This window comes from Mycoplasma sp. 394 (genome assembly GCF_054353895.1).
On record NZ_JBTHHL010000008.1, the window covers coordinates 12,439 to 31,396 of the forward strand.

Genomic DNA, 18,958 nt, shown 5'->3' on the forward strand with positions numbered 1-18,958 from the left:
TTAGACATATTTTTGTATAAAAAAAGACCAAAGGCCTTTGGTCAATTACTTGAAATGGTACGTCCTAGAGGATTCGAACCTCTGACCCAATGGTTAAAAGCCATTTGCTCTACCTGCTGAGCTAAGGACGCACAATCCTGGTGCCCAAGACTGGACTTGAACCAGCACGGTCTTGCGACCGAGGGATTTTAAGTCCCTTGCGTCTACCATTCCGCCACCTGGGCAATTCGTTAATTGCTTATAAATTATAGCACAAAAGAATAATAACATAATTTTTATTTTATTTATTTTTCTTATGAACACTATTAATTTACAATGCAGTTTTTCACATATTTTTAAGCAAATAAAGAATTTTATGATATTTAAAAGAAACTTTTAAATATCTAAAATAAATGAAGTAAAATTAAAATATGAAAGAACATTTACAAAATTCTGAATATGCTGCTGTTGATATTGGCGGAACCAATACTCGCTTTGCTCTATTTGATAAATATGGAAACATTATCAAAAAGAACAAAACACAAACTGATTATCGATCAGCGGAAAGAACTTGTGATTGAATAATCGAACAAATCAAAAAATATGAAATTAAATATCTTGCTTTATGCATTCCGGGACCATCTGATTATCAAAAAGGTATTGTTTTAAAGAGTCCTAACTTAGCAGGTAGTTGAGTAAATTTTGATGTAAGAAGTTATCTTATGCAAACAAGCACACTTTCTGATATTGTTTTTGAAAATGATGCAAATGTTATGGCCTTAGCAAATCATGTAAAAGCAAACGGATTTAATTCAGATAAAATAAGTCAATTTTTTACTATCAGTACAGGTTTTGGTGCAGGACTGATTATAGATAATAAAATTTATCATGGACGTGATTATTATGCACAAGAAATTGCCCAACTACCTGCAAGCAAAATCGGTTTTTATCAAGAACATCGTCTTAAAAATCCTTATGCATTAGAGTTACATTGTTCAGGTAGCGGTATTGAAACCAAGGCAAAAGCATTATCAATAGCAAATTCAGCAAAAGAGGTGTTTGAATTAGCTAAAAATAACGATGCTAAAGCCATGAATTTAATTAAAGAAGCGTCTGATGTATTAACTAATATTTTTGCTACTTGTGCTGCTTTGTTGGCTCCACATGATTTTTATGTTGGTGGAAGTTTAGCACTTGCTCAAAAAGATTTTGTAACAGATGCATTTGAAAAAGCAAAATTAATTAGTGATCCTAATCATTTTAAAGATGTCAAACTTATCTTTGATCAACACGGTGATGATTCTGCATTAATCGGTCTATATTATTTAACTAAAATGCGAAATAATATGGAAAATTAATCAAAACAATCACATCTGCTTATAAAAGTTTATAATTAAGATGTAATAAGGAGAATTATGAAGAAATTTTTATTACCTTTTTTAACTATTGCGTCAGTTGCTACCCTAATAGCAACAAGTTGCAATAGTCAAAGCAATTCTACACAAGAAAAAACAGACAAAAATTCACAAAAACCATCTGAAATAAGCATCCCTAAGGAATCAGGAGGCCAAAAACAACAAACCCCTCAAAATCCCATGAATAAACAGCAACCAAAGACAGAAAATAAGATTCCTAAGGTCCAATCTGAATCAGGAAATTTTAGTGGAAATGAATTAGATAACTTTGTTTCAAGTCATTTAGATATGGTTTCATTGCTTAAGCAAGATTTATTAAATGAAGTTGCTACGAGTGATTTAAAAATTGTTTATGATTGGAAAAATAAGAAAATTATCAAACTTAATAAAGATGAGTCATTAAACTGAAAAAACCTTGGGAATCGTAGTTTAAGGAATATTTTTGATGTCAATATAGATAAAACATATAATATGGTAAATGATCAACAACCAAAGCAAGAAAATAACGAAAAACCAAATGATTATTTAAGATATACAGCTGAAAATAATCAATTTAAATTATTTTTTAAAGTTGCTAAAATTTCCAAAGGAAAAGTTACATTACTTTCAGATAATACTTTTTCTATAGTTTTTGAAGTGCAAAAACAAACTACTCAAACAGTTTCAACACCAGTTCAGATACAACCAAAACAAGAAATTAATATCCAAATCCCAAATCCAGTTGATATATCAAATTTAAAATATAAATCAGATAATTATTATCAAGCAGCAAATGGAAAAAGTGGAAAAGCACTTTGAGAAGCCCTAAGCAAACTGCAAAAAACACATTTAAATGAATTAAAAAATAAAGATTCATATAAGAAATTACCTGAATTTTATAAGGATTCAAAAGCATTCATAGATTTATATTATGAAAAAGATAATTCTTTATTGGATATTTATTCAGAAAATCCAAACGGTAAAGATCCTTATGAATATAAAAGTTATCAAGGTGGAGACTCTGCTAATACCGAAGGAAAAGGTACAAATCGTGAGCATTTAATTCCACAAAGTTGGTTTAATAAAAACCTACCAATGCGTTCTGATCCGAATTTTGTATGACCAACTGATATCAAAGTAAATTCAGAGCGTGCTGATTTTCCACATGATAATGTAAAAAATGTAGAATTAACAACTAAAAATGGTTCAAAATTAGGAACAAACATTCTGGGCCAAAAAGTTTTTGAAGTAATTGATGCTTTTAAAGGTGATGTAGCACGAAGTTATTTATATTTTATTACAATTTACCATGATAACAGTATTTATCATAAAGAAACTAATATATTCACTCAAACATTTCCTAATATTAAAGCACACTTTTTGCAAACTTATTTAAATTGAGATACTAAAGACCCTGTCGATGCTTTTGATATCAATCGAAATAACGAAACATATCGAGTTTATGGATTAAGAAATCCTTTTATCGATTATCCCAACCTTTTTGAAAATTTATTTTCAAAAAATCCTAAACCATTTATAAACAAAGGAATTTTAGTATCAAATGGTTCATCCGAGATACTAAATTCATAAAGGAAGTATATGAAATTTAATAAGAAATTATTATCATTATCATTTTTTATCCCTGCTGCAGCTGCAATAGCAACCAGTTGTGCATCACATCCGAGTAAGGTGGATAAAAAGTCTGGTGATAAAGACGATAATCAAAATACTACATCAGGACAATCTGCTGATAAAACAACAAATCCAGGTTCTAAAACAAACCCAGTGACAACAGAAGAAGATAGAAGTCCAATTAATTTGACGGATACAAGTAATTTAGTTTATAAACCATCTAATTATTATGCATCTGCAGATGGTAAAAAAGGTATGGATTTATGAAGAGCATTAGAAATGCATCATCACGGAATTCGGGCTGGTATTTTACACGGTTCAGTTATATATGAAGCATTAAAAACTTTTTATAATGAATCTAATGCATATAAAGATTTATATTATAAAAAAGATAAAAGTATTTTAGATATTTTTACAGCCCAACCAGATAAAACTAATTTTGCTTCAAAACAAACTTTTGTAGAAAATGCTAACTCATCATCTGAAAATACTGCACAAATGCGTGGACATTTAATACCAGAAAAATGATACTCAAGCGATGATCCGATGCAACCCGATCCATTTGTAACTTGACCATTAGATACATTTGTAAACTCTAAAAGGGGTAATTTTCCTTTTGGAGAAGTAAAAAATGTAACTTTTACCTTTAAGAACGGGTCAAAACTTGGAACAAATAACAAAGGACAAATGGTGTTTGAAGTGATTGATAAATTTAAAGGTGATGTGGCTCGTAGTGTGTTATATTTTATTTTAATGTATTATGAAAAAAATATTTATTCAGATGCATCTAATAATTTATTTATAAGTAATTTTCCTTATATCAAAGATGATTTTTTACATACACTTTTAAAGTGAGATATGCAAGATCCAGTTGATGCTGTAGATATTAACCGAAATAATGAAATTTTCAAAAAATACCAATTTAGAAATCCATTTATAGATTATCCAAACCTTCCTGCAAATCTTTTTGGTGCAATGCCAGACACATTTAATGATAAAGGTATTTTAGTTTCAAACGGCGATAATGCTGTAATCAAAGAGTAGTAGTTGTATTTTTTGGTATTTTTATAAATTTACTAATTGCAAATTTATAAAAATCATATTTTCGCAAAAAATATAAATACAAAAACAGATAAAACACAACATTTAAAAACACAGATTATTTATTGTATTTTTTTACATATAATAATATAATTTAAGATATTAAAATATTAAATATACCTTATTGGTAGTTATATAGGAGTTTATATGAGTGAAAAAAATACTCACAGTGAAAAAGAAAGAAAGCATCGTGTAGGAAAACAAGCATTTATAGTTGCTTTTGCTGCTGCAACTGCTACTGCAGCATTAACAATTGCTGTTGCTACATCAGGTGTTAAAACTAACAAGGAAGCACAAGCGAAGTATGAAAAAGCAGTTAATGATTTTTTAGCAGTAGTACCAAAGATCCAAACTGTTGCTAATCGTAATTTATTAGTTGAAGAATTTCATAAAATCCCATTACAATATTCTGATGCTTCATATCGTAAAGTATTAGATTTATTTAAGCAAGCCAACGATTTTATTCAGGCAGAATTTGATGCTAAAATTAAGTTTCAATTAGATAATGTTAACTCACAAATTAATGCTGTTAAAAATCAGGATGCACAAGAAACTAAAGCAGTTGTTGATAAATTACACCAGTTAGTTGAAAGTTCTAAAACCCTAAGTGAAAGTTTGTTACATAAAGATGGAATTTATAGCGAAGGTAAATTATTAGGACTTTACACTTCTAATTTTATTACTAAGTTCAACCAACCACTTAATTTATTAGATAAATTGTTTTACAGTGAAAACTTTACCAAACAAGCTGATGATAAGAAGCTGAATATCGAAGGAAAAACAACTTTATTAGATGCATTGTTACAGACTATCAATTTGGATGTACTTAAGTTTAAACCAACAAATGAAAACAATTTAACCAAAGTAAAAGATGAGACAATTGCTGCTTTAACTACATCTTCATCAGCATTAGATGATGTATTATCGCGTATTAATACTGCAATTGATACACAGTTTGCTAACTTTAAATTCAACCTTGATAAATCAAGTGAATATTTAAATAATCAAAAATATGCTAATCAAGCATACTTTAATCAAAAAGTTATTGAATTTAAACTAGATTTACAAAAATTACAACTTAAAATGCAACAAAAAGATACCTTAACCAAATCTAATGTAACTGATGCAGAAGTTTTATATTGAAAATCTAGATATTTACTTGAAGCAACTGAGATGACTGAAAGTCTTTTTGATCAAGCAAGTAAGAATACTGCTCGTGCGATGATTTTAAATTCTGAATCAATCAATGATTTTCTTAATGTATTAAAATACATCGAAGAAAAACGCAAATCAGAAGCGTCTATGAATCAACAAAAACTTGACTTAATTTTAAGTGTAGTTAAACAAATTAAAGATAGTGCAAAAAACAAAGAATATCAAAATAAATATAATGCACTTGTGCAACCATTGAGTGAATCAATGATTAATCCATTATTATCATATGCACATGCATTATTAACTGAAGCAACTACTTTTACCAGCGATCAAAAGAGTTCATATCAATCACAAATTACAGATTTTGAAAGTAAATTAGGATCAGATTTTGATGAAAAAACAGGTGCTTCATACTTACAAGAACTCAATTCTATCGTAGCACATATGGAAAATGATTTAAGATCATTACCACTTGCTGACTTTGAAGCAAAAAGATTAGCTGCTAAAAAAGCAGGTTTAACCAACTTCATTAAAAAATACTTACCTTCACTTTCATTAGATTCATTGAATATTCCAACAATCAGCTACGATGATGATTACAATACTTTATACAATAATGTAATGTCTAAATACATTGATTTATTTGTAGCGACTCATACAGGATTGATCGCTTCACGTTTAGCAAACTTTGATGAAGCAGATTTAGTTGTATACCGTCGTACAGATTTAGTTGATGCAACCTATAAAATGTATGATGGAGATGCATATGAATCAAGTTTTATAAAAACCCAATTTAATGCTCTTTATGCAGATACCTTAGCAAAACAACAAGCATTATTTACTACTTTACAAAACAGTTTTGATGCACAAAAGCAATCCTTAACCGATGATATTAATAAAATTACAGATGAAAAAGTTAAAAACTTATATACAACTGAATTAAACCAACTTACATCAACTGATTCAAAAACAACTATAAATGACTTTAAAAACTTACATCAAAAAGTAATATATCATTTATCATTGCAAACTTATCAAGGCCAAATTATTAAAGAAGCAAATGATTCAGGTTTATCAAATGATTTTAAAACCAATTTTGCTAATGCGATAAAATTACCAGAGAATTTTACTTATGTTAATCTAACAAAATATCAATCAGTTTTAAGACTAAAAGAAACTGAAAGCAAAATTAGGACACAATTACAAGAATCAATTAATAAACTATCCGATGCGGATAAAACAAAGATGCAAGTTGAGTTTGATAGAATCAAACAAATTAGCACTGATAATTTATCTAGCATCCAAGCAGCTGTAAGTAGATTGACTCAACTTGCAACAATTTATGAAGCATCATTATCACAAAATAATGCTCCAAAAGCAAGTGCAAACGATTTAACCATAGTAAATTTTGGTTCTTATGCTAAATTACAATATCAAATTGCACAAGCAACCGAATCGACTTCACAAACAGCAGCCTTAAAAGCACTCTTAAATTCACAAAAAGAATACCTTTTAAAATTAGCACAACTTTTTGGTCAAGCAGCAATTGATGAAGTTAATAAAGTTGATAAGAAAACAGTCGATGGAAAATTAGAAGACGAACCCGATTTATACACAATTCGTCATAATATTGATAAAGTTCAATATATGCTATTTTATAATAAATTAGGCACACCTGGATTTATTACAAAAGATGAACATAATTCATCAGAAGATAAAACTAATAATAAAACAACTGAAAACAAAACTGATGCAACTAAAAATACAAAAGATCAAGCAGCAGGGTCAAATGCAGCATCTGGTTCAACAGATAAAAAAGATGCAGTAAAAGAAACAACTAGTGATAATTCACAAAAACAGATAAATGCAGACAAAACTCAACCAGAAAATGCAAAACAACCATCAGACATGACTGAATCTGGTGCAGCAAGTACCGAAACTAAAGATAAACAAGGTGCTACAAGTACGCCTGCTACAAATAATGCTGGGGCAGGACAAGGTAATAATGAACAAAAAAACTCTCAAACCTCTACATCACCTGCAACAAATACTACTTCTGAAAACACACAAAATCAGCAAAATCAGCAACCAACTCAAGCAACACAGTCAGCAGATGAAGATCAAACTAATGCATCAGCAAATACAGATGTTATAGCAAACAAAGTTAAATATGTAGAAATTATATTAAGAGAAATTAATGATATACTTTCTGCTTTAGCATCTATTCAAGATGTAACCACTAAGAATCAAGCAGCAATTCTTAAAAACACATATACTACTCTTAGTGATACAAATAGTACAAATAAATATAAGACTGCCTTAGCATCAGATAAAACAGAAGACAAAGTCTTTGTTAATTCATATTTAGATAATGTAATGACATTAAAATTCCAAGTTGATAAACTTGCATATGATAATATGTATCGTAGTAGTGTATGAGCATATTTAAAACCACAAATAGCCCAATTGCAATTTGCTTCTGATCGAAGCAAGATTATGGCATTAATTCGTGATAAAAATGTAGATAATTTATTAACACTTGATAGTATCAAATCTCTTATTGATTCTTATGCTTCATTAGTTAATCGAAATAATTTATCAAAAGTATTCTTAATCGCAGCATTATCAGTTGTTTCAGATACTTTAAAAGATGATAGTCAATTTAAATTAGATTACTACCAAAGTATTTCAAAATACTTTGATGCAGATAAAGATAATTTAGTGCATTCTAACTTAGGATATAACCAAGTTTTTGAAATGTTGCTTTCAAACTTTGACTTAGCAAAACAAACAGCAAAATTACTGGAATTAGGTAAATCATTACAACCAACTGGTTATGCAAATTATGAAACAAACAAAAAAGAACTTGATCAAATGCAAAAATCAAGAAACTTTGATCAAAGTAAGTTGATACAAATTAATTCAGATGTGCAAAGCGCTTTAAATGAGCAAAAAAATTCTGCTTTAGATGAATTATTAACTTGAAACGATCAAAATCCAAATAAAGAAAAATTCCTTAGTCAACTTAATAATCAAACTGCACAAAATCTTTTTGATGTAGTTCAAGAAATCAAATTTACTACATTATTGCAAACACTAATTGCACAAGTTAAAGATGATAACAAAAAAACAGAATTTACCAATGAACTAAATTCTGCTACTAATTTAACTAAATTGACAGAATTAAAAACAAAAGTAGATACTCAAATAGAAACACAGAAACCAAAAGAACAAACACCTCCTGCAAACCCAATGTCAACTGATCAGCCTAGTTCACCGGTAGAAAATAACCAAGATGCAAAAACACCAAATAATGCTAGTGGACATGGTGAGCAAACAAAGTCATCACAAACCGAAAACACCGAAAATAACCCTAAAACTCTAACTGAATCAAAAAACACACTTTCTGGTAATGGCGAATCAGCAGGTCAACAACAAACCCAAACTGCACCAAAATCTAGTGAAGGTGGTGCGTCTGGTTCAACAGGGGGGGACAACAGTCATAATACCACTGCACAAGTTCCAAACTCAGGTGGTTCAACTGCTTCAAGCAACCAAACAAGTAATACTCCTGCTGCACAACCTGGACAAAGTGAATCAAGCGAATCAGCACAAACTGCAACAAATCCATCATCAACAGCTAGTTCATCGACTACTGGAACTACAACTTCTCAAGGACAAACAGATGCATCTAGTTCGGATAGTTCACAAACATCATCAGGACAAACTGCTTCAGCCACTCATACAGAAAATAGTGGTTCTGAACAACATACAGAGCAAGGAACTTCCACAACAACTCAAGCTTCACAAGCATCAGGATCAAGTCCACAAGGAGCAACTTCAACTGATTCACAGGCAGTAACACCACAAGCATCTGCACAATCACAAGGACAATCATCCGAAGCTTCAAGTACACTTGCTAAACAAGCGGCTTAATTTACTAAAAATAACCCAAGAATGGGTTATTTTTAAATTATTTGATCTTTATTAATGCTTATGTATTCTCTTGGTGATAAATCATCTGGCAATATAAACTTACCAAAAGCAACTCTCTTTAAATCGATTACCTTATAACCAAGTTTATTAAACATCCTTTTGACTTGATGGTATTTACCCTCATTTATAGTTAAATAGCAGTTATATCGATCAATAATCTCTAGTTTAGCACTTTGACATACCTTTGCTTCACCAATATCGATACCTTGCTTAAAAACTTCTATCATATATACATCAAGTTCTTTATCAACTTGCACTAAATAAACTTTTTGAATATGGTTTTTTGGTGATAACACCCGATGAGTAAAAGCACCATCATTTGTAATAATTAGCAAACCGTGTGTATCTACATCAAGTCTACCTACGGTATGGATATTTTTGGCAAACCTATATAAATCTGAAATAAGATGCAAAACACTTGGATACTTAGCATCCGCATTTGCACAAATATATCCTTTAGGCTTATTCAGTGCTAAATAAAACAACTTTGTATTAATGTTCTGATTATCAACTGTGATGATATCATCAACATTTACATAACAACTTTTATAGACAACTATATCATTCACCTTTATTTTACCTTTTTTAAGCATTTTATTTATCATCAAACGAGAATAATTAGTATTATTAGCAACCATTTTTTCAATACGATGTTTCATATAATTATTTTATCTATTTAAAATTAAAAATAAAAATTTTTTTGTTTTTATTTTAAAAAAGGTATAAAATAACTAACAGCAAAACAAGGAGAAAAATGCATAAATTCCAAAGAGATTATGAAATAGTATTTTGAAGTCTTTTTGGGTTTTTATCAGTTATTTTTAGTATCTTATCAATATGATTTAAAGGTAGTTTTTTTGGTTTTGCGATTGGAGCGCTAAGCTCATATTTGCTTTTTATGATCACAAGAATTTTCGGGATGATACCATTAAAAAAACGAAAATCACTAATATTTTTAAATATTTTAAAGATGTTTGTCTTTTTTATTTATTTAACTGCAGTAATTTTAAGTATATATCATATTAATTTAAAAATATATGCATTAAAAAAATATACTGGATTATCTGAATTTACTCTACCAATTAATATGTTTGTGTTTTTTGGGAGCGTAGGATTTAATTTTTTTGTGATTATAGCAACATTTATTTATTCAAAATACAAAGGAGGCAAAATTGGACGAAATTAAACAAAGACTTTGAAAGTTTGATTTACCTCAGTTATTTTCACTGATTGTAACAGTGATAATTATCGCGATATTCTCATTAATTATCTTTTTCAAAGTTCGCAAACAACGTGCTGATCAAGCTCCTAAAGGTATCACTCAGCTTGCTGAAGGATATTTAGGATATATAGATAATTCGTATCAAGAAACAGTTGGTGATCAACTGCCAGGTTCGCGTTTTTATATTTTTACCTTAGCAACTTTTTTACTTGTTGGTAACTGAGTTTCAATTATCGGTTTAGAACCAATTGGAACTGCATTTAGTGTTCCAATTACCTTAGCAGTTGCTACTTGATTAGGAATTATTCTTTCAGGGACTATATACCGTCGCTGAAGATATTATTGATCCATTATTAAAGCACCTTGAGATATTTTTGGTAAGTTTTCCCCACTTATTTCCTTAAGTGCTCGTATGTATGGGAATTTAGTTGGTGGATCAACCATTATTGTTTTAATTTATGCAATGTTTGGATATTTATTTAAGGTTGCTTTAGGCACAGATAATAGTGCATTTCAAAATATTTTTGCCATATATTTCACACCATTGCTACATATGTACTTTGATTTATTTGATGGAATATTGCAGGCATTAATTTTCACAATGCTGACTGCTGTATATTGAACAATAGAATCGCAATCTACAGAACCAGCTAAAAAAACAAAGAATTCTGAAAGTAGATTCTTTAAGAAATTTACCAAAAGAAAGATACAATCGATTTATTAATAAGGAGATAAAATGATTTTAGATTTACTTACAAAATTAGCCGATGGAACAACCTCTACTACAGCACCTGCTTCAAATGCTGCAGCTGCAGCAAAAACAGCCATATCAAATTCTGCCAGTGATATGGGATCTAAGGCAGGAACACACATTGGTTTAGGTTTAGTAGCAGTTGGTGCTGGATTAGCAGCAATCGGGGTTCTTGGTACTGGAGTTGGACAAGGATATGCTGCTGGTAAAGCAGCTGAAGCAGTTGGACGTAATCCGGAGGCTGAAAGCAAAATAAGAACTATGTTAATTATCGGTGTTGGTATTGCTGAAACAGCTGCGATTTATGCTTTCGTTACTGCGATTATTATCTTATTCGTTTTCGCAAGTAAAGTAGTCTAGAAAATGATTACTACATCAGTTGCTGCAGCAGTAAAGTTTGAGTCAAGTTCAGATGTAGGACAAGCTGTAGCAGGAAAATTTGAAGGATTATTTCCTAGCATCCCAATTATGATTGCAACTATTATTGCATTTATAATTGTTGCTATTATTCTCTGAATTTTCTTTTATAAACCCATTAAAAAAATGATGAAAGCACGCAGAGATTTTGTTCAAAACAATATCGATGAATCTGTAAGACAAAAAGAAGCAAGTATTTTAGCTCTTAATAAAGCAAATGAAAATCTTAAAAATGCCCACACACAAGCAGATAACATCATTACAAATGCTAAAATAAAAGCTGAAAAAGTTGCTGAATTTTATATCATAAAAGCACAAACCGAAGCAAAAAGGCTTTTATCTGAAACTGCTTTGGATATCAATGCACAACAAAAAGAATTTCAACAAAATGCTAAAAAATACATTGTTGAAGTAGCTACAGACCTTTCGCAAAAGATTCTTAGACGTGAAATTAGTCAACAAACACAAGATGAAATTGTAAATCAATTTTTAAATACAGATAAAGAAGTTGAAGACTTATAATGCAAATTAAAAAGAACATTCAAGCTTATTCTGTAGCTATATTTGATTTAGTTCATGAAGCAGATAAATTTCAACAATTACATACCCAATTTGAAGCAGTCAAAGAAATTTTTAGCAAACATCCTGAGTTTGTTGATTTCTTTAAAGATGAGTTTGTTCCTGAAGAAGAACGTTTGAAAACTGTTGATTTAGCATTCAAGGACTTTGATTGAATTATTATTAATGCTTTAAAAGTTATAATAATGCGAAAGGTTGCCAAATATATTCGTAAAATCATTATCGAATATCTAAAACTTTCAAACCGTGAATTAAGAATTCGTTTTATTGATGTTATTTCAGCTTTTCCACTAACAAATGAGCAACTTGAAAAAATAAAAACCAAAATTCAAAATAAAACTCGTCGTACCATTGAGATGATCAATCATGTTGATCCATCTTTAATTGCAGGGATAAAAATTGTGTCACGTAGTGAAACAGTTGAAATGAATATCAAAAACAACTTAGAAAAACTAAAACATGAACTTATAAAATACGAAAAGGAGGTGTAAATGGCAATTAAATTAGATGATATTTCAGCAATTATTAAAGATCGCATTCAAAATATGGGATCTAAAGTAGATTATTCTGAAATAGGACGTGTAATTTCAGTAGGTGATGGAATTGCTGTTGTCACCGGATTAGATAAGGTTAAAAATAGCGAGATAGTTATTTTTAACAAAAGTGTCTATGGTTTAGCATTAAACTTAGAAGAAGAAACCGTTGGGGTAGCACTATTTGGTAATGCTAACTCAGTTTCTGAAGGTGATTATGTTGAACGTACCGGAAAAGTTATCTCTGTTGAAGTAGGAGATGCTCTTTTGGGTCGTGTAGTCGATGCTTTAGGAAATCCAATTGATGGAAAAGGTAAGATCGCTGGAACTCACCGTTCAGAAATTTTTAAAAGAGCATCAGGTGTAATGTCACGTCAAGAAGTTAATCAACCACTTGAAACAGGTATTTTAGCAATCGATACAATGATACCAATTGGTAAAGGACAACGTGAGTTAATTATTGGAGATCGTCAAACCGGAAAAACAGCCATTGCAATTGATACTATTATTAATCAAAAAGGTAAAAATGTTAAATGTGTTTATGTTGCAATTGGACAAAAAAATTCTACCGTTGCTCAAATAGTTCAAAAACTTTCTGATTCACAGGCACTTGAATATACCACAATTGTGGTTGCAGGTGCTTCAGAACTTGCGCCACAACAATATATTGCTCCATATACAGGAGTTACAATTGCTGAAGAATGAATGAGTAAAGGACAAGATGTTTTAATTATTTACGATGATTTATCAAAACATGCCATTGCATATCGTACCTTATCATTACTTTTAAGACGTCCACCTGGTCGTGAAGCTTATCCTGGTGATGTTTTCTATCTACACTCACAACTACTTGAACGTGCTGCTCGTTTAAATTCTGAATATGGTGGTGGTTCAATTACTGCATTGCCAATTATTGAAACACAACAAGGTGATATTAGTGCTTATATACCTACTAATGTAATTTCAATTACAGACGGACAAATTTTTACCAAAGAAAGTTTATTTAATGCAGGACAACGGCCAGCAGTTGACATCGGTTTTAGTGTTTCACGGGTAGGTTCTGCAGCGCAAACTAAGGCAACAAAGCAAGTTGTAGGTTCATTAAAATTAGAACTTGCACAATACAATGAAATGCAAGCTTTTGCACAATTTGGTTCAGATTTAGATGATTCAACTAAAACTATTTTGGATCATGGAGCAAAGGTATATCAACTTTTGAAGCAAGAACAATACTTTCCTATCCAACAACAAACCCAAGCGATTATTTTGTTAGGTGTCAAAGAACGTCTTATCAACCCGCTTCCTCTTGATTATATGCACGAATACCGTGATCAAGTAATTAATTGAGTTACTAATGATAGTGAAGGAATGCAAGTATTTAAAAACATCACTGCAAGTGGAAAGATTTCAGAAACAGATTATCAAGTAATTGCTAAAAAATTAGCAAGCATCATTGAAGGTATCATTGCGACTATTCCGAACTATGATAGACGTATGTACAAAGAAATGCCATCAAAATATAAGGTTGCATAATGCCGAGTTTAAATAGCTTAAAAAATCGCATTTCAGTAGTTTCTAATACTCAAAAAATTACCAATGCGATGGAATTGGTTTCAACTTCCAAATTAAGACGTTTGCGCAATGAATACACCCGAATACAAGCATATAAAGAAACATTAGAAGATACTTTCAATGAATTAATTTCACATGTTAGTTCTCGTCAATTTTATGAAATTTTTCCTAAAAACGAAGGAATTGATGGTAGCGTATATATTGTAATCACAAGTGATTTAGGTTTATGTGGTTCATATAATTCTAATATATATAAAATGTTAAATGAAAATCTTAAACCACAAGATAAAATTGTTGTAATTGGTACCAAAGGATTTAGTATGATAAATTCTGCGACAATTAAAGCACAAATGATTAAATATTACATTAATAACGGAGATAAAATTACATATAAAATTTGCAATGATATCACTAAAATCGCATTCGAGTTATATAGTAAAAAACTAGTTTCGCAAGTGAAATTAATTTATACTAAATTTATCAATAATATTAATCAAGAACCACGATTAAAAACACTTTTTCCACTAGATTTTAGTATTCAAAAACAACATAATGCACAAATTATTGAATTTGAACCCTCTGCTGAAGAAGTGCTTTCCGATTCAGTTCCGATGTATATTGCAAGTATGATATATGCTTTATCAGGTGAATCAAAAATTTCAGAAATGGCATCACGTCGAAATGCAATGGAAAATGCAACCAATAATGCTGAAGATTTAATTAAAGAACTTAGATTAGAGTTCAACAGACAACGTCAAGGAAAAATTACTCAAGAAATTACCGAGATTGTTGCTGGTGCTGATGCAACTTAATAAGGAGAGAATATGAAACAACATAATGGAACAATTGTTCAAATTTTAGGACCTGTTGTTGATGTGCGTTTTAGTGAAGGAAAACTTCCAAAACTTCTTAATGCTTTAACTATAACAACTGATAATGGACAAGTTTATACATTAGAAGTAGCGCAACATATTGGTGACGATACTGCTCGAACCATTGCGATGGGTAGCACAAATGGGTTGCAACGTGGAATGACAGTTGTTGATACCAAAGCACCTATTTCGGTTCCGGTTGGAAATATTGTTTTAGGTCGTATTTTTGATGTTTTAGGTAACCCGATTGATGAGTTACCGCTTGAAGGTGAAATAATCCGTGCTCCAATTCATGCTCCTTCTCCATCATATGAAGAACAAAAAACATCTTCTGAAATTTTAGAAACCGGGATTAAAGTTATTGACTTATTAATCCCATATGCAAAAGGTGGAAAAATAGGTTTATTTGGTGGTGCAGGAGTCGGAAAAACAGTTTTAGTACAAGAGTTAATCAATAACATTGCTACCCAACATAATGGTCTTTCAGTGTTTGCTGGTGTCGGTGAACGTACCCGTGAAGGTAATGATTTATACCACGAAATGAAAGCAGCTGGTGTGCTCGATAAAACCGCCTTAGTCTTTGGACAAATGAACGAATCACCTGGAGCTCGTATGCGTGTTGCTCTAAGTGGTTTAACTATGGCTGAATACTTTCGTGATAAACAAAATCAAGATGTGTTATTGTTTATTGATAACATCTTCAGATTCACCCAAGCAGGTTCAGAAGTATCAGCACTTTTAGGACGTATGCCTTCTGCAGTTGGTTATCAACCTACCTTAGCAACTGAAATGGGTGCTTTACAAGAACGGATTACTTCAACACGTCGTGGATCAATTACATCAGTTCAAGCTGTTTATGTTCCTGCCGATGATTTAACTGATCCAGCTCCTGCAACAACATTTACCCACTTGGATGCTAAAACTGTTTTAGACCGTGGAATTGCATCCTTAGGAATTTATCCTGCTATCGATCCACTTAACTCCGCATCAAGATTACTTGATCCTCTGGTAGTTGGAGCGGAGCATTATAATGTTGCACAAAGTGTAATTTCGATTTTACAACGCTTCAAAGAACTACAAGATATCATTGCAATTTTAGGAATGGGTGAACTTTCTGAAGAAGATAAAAAAATCGTTGCACGTGCCCGTAGAATCCGTAACTTTTTATCACAACCTTTTACTGTCGCTGAAAAGTTCTCAGGAATCAAAGGACAATATGTACCTCTTTCAAACACCATACGCAGTTTTAAAGCAATTTTAAATGGTGATTATGATTCATATCCTGAAGATATCTTTAGATATGCAGGAAGCATTGAAGATGTAATCGAAAGATACCAAAAGAATAATGGCTAATACATCATATCTTAAAATTACTGCACCAAATGGAATTGTTTATGAAGGTAAAGTATATATTGTTACCTTAAAAACACCTAAAGGTTACATTGGATTGCAACCAAACCGATCTCCATTGTTTTCAAGTATCGAAATTGGAACCTTGAAGATTGAAACATCTAAATCTGATACTTTAACATATTATATTGGTGGTGGAATAGTTTATGCAGACCAACATAAAATCAATATTATAACCGATGATATTATTGATGTTAAAAAAATCGATATAGAACGAGCTAAAAAGGATGCTGCATCATTAACTGAGGCAATTAAAAGTAATAAAGATACAGTTGATTTAGCCTTATTAGAAACGAAACTTAAAAAAGCTTTGTTTCGAGTTGATACATATAATTTATTCAATAAATAACACCTTTGGTGTTATTTTTATCCTTGGGTAACAAAAACCTACTAATTGTATTAGTAGGTTTGATCATAAAAATGAAATGGTACATCGTACAGGGTTCGAACCTGCGACTCGCTGGTTAAGAGCCAGCTGCTCTACCGACTGAGCTAACGATGCAGGAATATTATAAACCTTTTTAACAAAAATATAAAAATATTTTTATCCTATCCAAACTATCCAATTATTTTTGTTCTTTTTTAGTTCTTAAATATACATTTTCTTATATATATAACGAGGTAAGAATGAAACTAGATGAAAAATTTAAACTAACCAGCAATATCAAACTTTTTAGGTTATACAAAATGAGCGAGAAACTCAGTAAATCTATAAGTAAATTTACTGAGCAGCAAACTGAGCATTTGCTTCCGATTTTATATATAGGTGATGATATTATTTTTGGTGAAGTGCGAGCACAGGATAAAACTGAAAATATTGAGACAACTGATTTATATAACCATGAGAAAATGTGGGATGTTGCTTTATATTATAAAAATTTCTATCGGATGAACTCAAAAATCTTAAAAGAATATATTTATGAAGATGAGCAAACCATTTCATTAGGACATGTTAGTGAAGTCAATGAGTTAAATATTTTAGATAAATTAAAATACTGTTTTACAAGTTTAGATGCTGATACTAAATTAACATATATTTATCCGAAAAAAACTGAAAATAAAAGTATTGCTAATTAAGAGTTTCTGCTAAAATTTTGACATGAATATTTTAACGATTGAAAAAAAGTTATGAAGGTATTGATTTACCAATACATTCATTAAACTCTTATTTATAGGTTTGCTAGTATTTAGCATCGTTATCATTCCGAGTCTTAATTTAGTTGATATCAAAATCAAGCAAGACTCAGATCTTGCTTTTTTATTTTTATTTGATGTAATTTTGTTTATTTTAAGCATCTTTTTTGGATATTATGAGCAATTTTACTGAAAAAAACTACTTTATAAGCATTTGGATGATAAATATCAAACAAATAGGTTTTTAAAACTATTAAACATCTCTTTTTATACATATTTATCAGGACCATTGTATCGAGCATATTTATTAATTTCATTATTTTTTGAAGATGGTAAATATCATTTTATGTTTAAATATGCCAGACGCAAAAAATATGGTTTTTCAATTCAAGATATTTCATTTTCAGGAATTTTATTTGCATTATTTTTGACATTAACTTTAATTAAAAACTTTACAGCAGCAAGAATAATCAATTTAGATTTTGAATTTGCTTTTTATATTCTCTTTGCTTATTTTTTAGGTAAATTCAAAGGTGCTTTATTATCATTTATGGCTGATTTTTTTGGATTGCTGTTTTCAGGAAGAATCGGTTTCTATCATTGAGTTTATGCCATCGTTCCGATTATTGCAACAGTATTGATTGGATGATTTATTGATTTATTTAAAAAACATAAACAAACATCTATGATTGTGATGAATATTGCATTGGTTGTTATTTTTGTTATTTTGCTAGTTGTATTTTTATCACAAGTTAATAATCCTAAAGGAATAAGAATTTCTAAAACCTTTGGAGTTTCAAAAATATCACTTGCAGCTGGGATAATTTTATTAGTTTTTGCTGCTGCATTTATATTTATTATGATAGCCTTAACTATTTATTATTTAAAAACTAAAAATGATTCACAAAGCAAAAATAGAATTGGCTTTTTAGTTCTATCATTCTTTTTAACAGTTGCATTAATTGTTGTAGCCCGTTGAATTTGAGGACCATTTGCATTCATTCGTTTTGCTAACTACTTCTTAGGTCGTAAATACACATTATCACAACACTATTTAATATTTATGACACCAATTGTAATTAGATCACTGATATCAATTCCAATTTATGTTTTTATTCTATATATTATCCTGCTTCCGTTATCTATAATGAAGAAGCAATATGAAAAAAAAGAATATGGTATTACATATTAATAAGGATTCGTTTCCTTAT

16 protein-coding genes and 3 tRNA genes are annotated in these 18,958 nt (G+C 30.4%); 15 read left to right on the top strand and 4 right to left on the bottom strand.

What is annotated here, in order from left to right; genetic code table 4:
• Window positions 1-55 precede the first annotated feature (55 nt).
• Both ACXYRQ_RS03290 and ACXYRQ_RS03295 read right to left on the bottom strand, forming a co-directional pair.
• Window positions 56-131: transfer RNA gene (locus ACXYRQ_RS03290), tRNA-Lys, on the bottom strand.
• Window positions 132-138: 7 nt separating this feature from the next.
• Window positions 139-224, bottom strand: a tRNA-Leu gene (locus ACXYRQ_RS03295).
• Window positions 225-410: 186 nt separating this feature from the next.
• Here ACXYRQ_RS03295 and ACXYRQ_RS03300 point away from each other — a divergent pair.
• The 4 genes from ACXYRQ_RS03300 (at window position 411) to ACXYRQ_RS03315 (ending at window position 9,197) form a co-directional block, all read left to right on the top strand.
• Entirely contained in the window at window positions 411-1,337 is a 927-nt protein-coding gene (locus ACXYRQ_RS03300; protein ID WP_458614134.1) for an ROK family protein, read from the top strand.
• 57 nt (window positions 1,338-1,394) lie between these two features.
• A complete protein-coding gene (locus tag ACXYRQ_RS03305; RefSeq protein ID WP_458614818.1) occupies window positions 1,395-2,963 on the top strand; it encodes an endonuclease in 1,569 nt (522 codons plus the stop codon).
• A gap of 9 nt (window positions 2,964-2,972) precedes the next feature.
• Window positions 2,973-4,049 (top strand): endonuclease, encoded by a 1,077-nt coding sequence (locus ACXYRQ_RS03310; protein WP_458614819.1) that lies wholly within the window; start codon window positions 2,973-2,975, stop codon window positions 4,047-4,049.
• A gap of 204 nt (window positions 4,050-4,253) precedes the next feature.
• Window positions 4,254-9,197, top strand: a complete 4,944-nt coding sequence (locus ACXYRQ_RS03315; protein ID WP_458614820.1) for a hypothetical protein — start codon at window positions 4,254-4,256, stop codon at window positions 9,195-9,197.
• Between the two features lie 32 nt (window positions 9,198-9,229).
• Here ACXYRQ_RS03315 and ACXYRQ_RS03320 read toward each other — a convergent pair whose 3' ends face one another.
• Window positions 9,230-9,916, bottom strand: a complete 687-nt coding sequence (locus ACXYRQ_RS03320; protein WP_458607564.1) for a pseudouridine synthase — start codon at window positions 9,914-9,916, stop codon at window positions 9,230-9,232.
• Window positions 9,917-10,011: 95 nt separating this feature from the next.
• On the opposite strand from ACXYRQ_RS03320, the gene ACXYRQ_RS03325 reads away from it, so the two are divergent.
• Genes ACXYRQ_RS03325 through atpC form a run of 9 tightly spaced genes read left to right on the top strand, consistent with a single transcriptional unit; the run spans window position 10,012 to window position 16,962 of the window.
• Window positions 10,012-10,443 (top strand): hypothetical protein, encoded by a 432-nt coding sequence (locus tag ACXYRQ_RS03325; protein ID WP_458597531.1) that lies wholly within the window; start codon window positions 10,012-10,014, stop codon window positions 10,441-10,443.
• Window positions 10,430-11,203, top strand: coding sequence for a F0F1 ATP synthase subunit A (locus ACXYRQ_RS03330; RefSeq protein WP_458597530.1), 774 nt, complete (start codon window positions 10,430-10,432; stop codon window positions 11,201-11,203). The genes ACXYRQ_RS03325 and ACXYRQ_RS03330 overlap by 14 nt, the downstream gene beginning before the upstream one ends.
• Window positions 11,204-11,215: 12 nt before the next feature.
• Entirely contained in the window at window positions 11,216-11,590 is a 375-nt protein-coding gene (gene atpE, locus ACXYRQ_RS03335; RefSeq protein ID WP_458597529.1) for an ATP synthase F0 subunit C, read from the top strand.
• A gap of 3 nt (window positions 11,591-11,593) precedes the next feature.
• Window positions 11,594-12,169 (top strand): F0F1 ATP synthase subunit B, encoded by a 576-nt coding sequence (gene atpF, locus ACXYRQ_RS03340; RefSeq protein WP_458614821.1) that lies wholly within the window; start codon window positions 11,594-11,596, stop codon window positions 12,167-12,169.
• Window positions 12,169-12,717 carry an ATP synthase F1 subunit delta gene (atpH, locus tag ACXYRQ_RS03345; RefSeq protein WP_458614130.1) on the top strand — a complete coding sequence of 183 codons (549 nt, stop codon included), beginning with the start codon at window positions 12,169-12,171 and terminating at the stop codon, window positions 12,715-12,717. Before atpF ends, atpH begins: the two co-directional genes overlap by 1 nt.
• Window positions 12,718-14,292 carry a F0F1 ATP synthase subunit alpha gene (gene atpA / locus ACXYRQ_RS03350; RefSeq protein ID WP_435129333.1) on the top strand — a complete coding sequence of 525 codons (1,575 nt, stop codon included), beginning with the start codon at window positions 12,718-12,720 and terminating at the stop codon, window positions 14,290-14,292.
• The gene (gene atpG, locus ACXYRQ_RS03355) at window positions 14,292-15,143 is read left to right on the top strand and encodes an ATP synthase F1 subunit gamma (RefSeq protein ID WP_458597526.1); all 852 of its coding nucleotides are present in this window, start codon (window positions 14,292-14,294) and stop codon (window positions 15,141-15,143) included. The genes atpA and atpG overlap by 1 nt, the downstream gene beginning before the upstream one ends.
• Before the next feature lie 12 nt (window positions 15,144-15,155).
• The gene (atpD, locus tag ACXYRQ_RS03360) at window positions 15,156-16,556 is read left to right on the top strand and encodes a F0F1 ATP synthase subunit beta (RefSeq protein ID WP_458597525.1); all 1,401 of its coding nucleotides are present in this window, start codon (window positions 15,156-15,158) and stop codon (window positions 16,554-16,556) included.
• Window positions 16,549-16,962, top strand: coding sequence for an ATP synthase F1 subunit epsilon (gene atpC / locus ACXYRQ_RS03365; RefSeq protein ID WP_435129342.1), 414 nt, complete (start codon window positions 16,549-16,551; stop codon window positions 16,960-16,962). Before atpD ends, atpC begins: the two co-directional genes overlap by 8 nt.
• A gap of 77 nt (window positions 16,963-17,039) precedes the next feature.
• On the opposite strand, the gene ACXYRQ_RS03370 is transcribed toward atpC, so the two are convergent.
• Window positions 17,040-17,115 (bottom strand) — tRNA-Lys (locus tag ACXYRQ_RS03370).
• Between the two features lie 125 nt (window positions 17,116-17,240).
• Between ACXYRQ_RS03370 and ACXYRQ_RS03375 the strand changes: the two genes are divergently transcribed.
• Both ACXYRQ_RS03375 and ACXYRQ_RS03380 read left to right on the top strand, forming a co-directional pair.
• Complete coding sequence (locus tag ACXYRQ_RS03375; protein WP_458607558.1) at window positions 17,241-17,690, top strand: hypothetical protein; 450 nt, start codon at window positions 17,241-17,243, stop codon at window positions 17,688-17,690.
• A 22-nt stretch (window positions 17,691-17,712) separates the two neighbouring features.
• Window positions 17,713-18,939: a hypothetical protein gene (locus ACXYRQ_RS03380; RefSeq protein ID WP_458614822.1), complete on the top strand. Its 1,227-nt coding sequence runs from the start codon at window positions 17,713-17,715 to the stop codon at window positions 18,937-18,939.
• The last annotated feature ends 19 nt before the right edge of the window (window positions 18,940-18,958 follow it).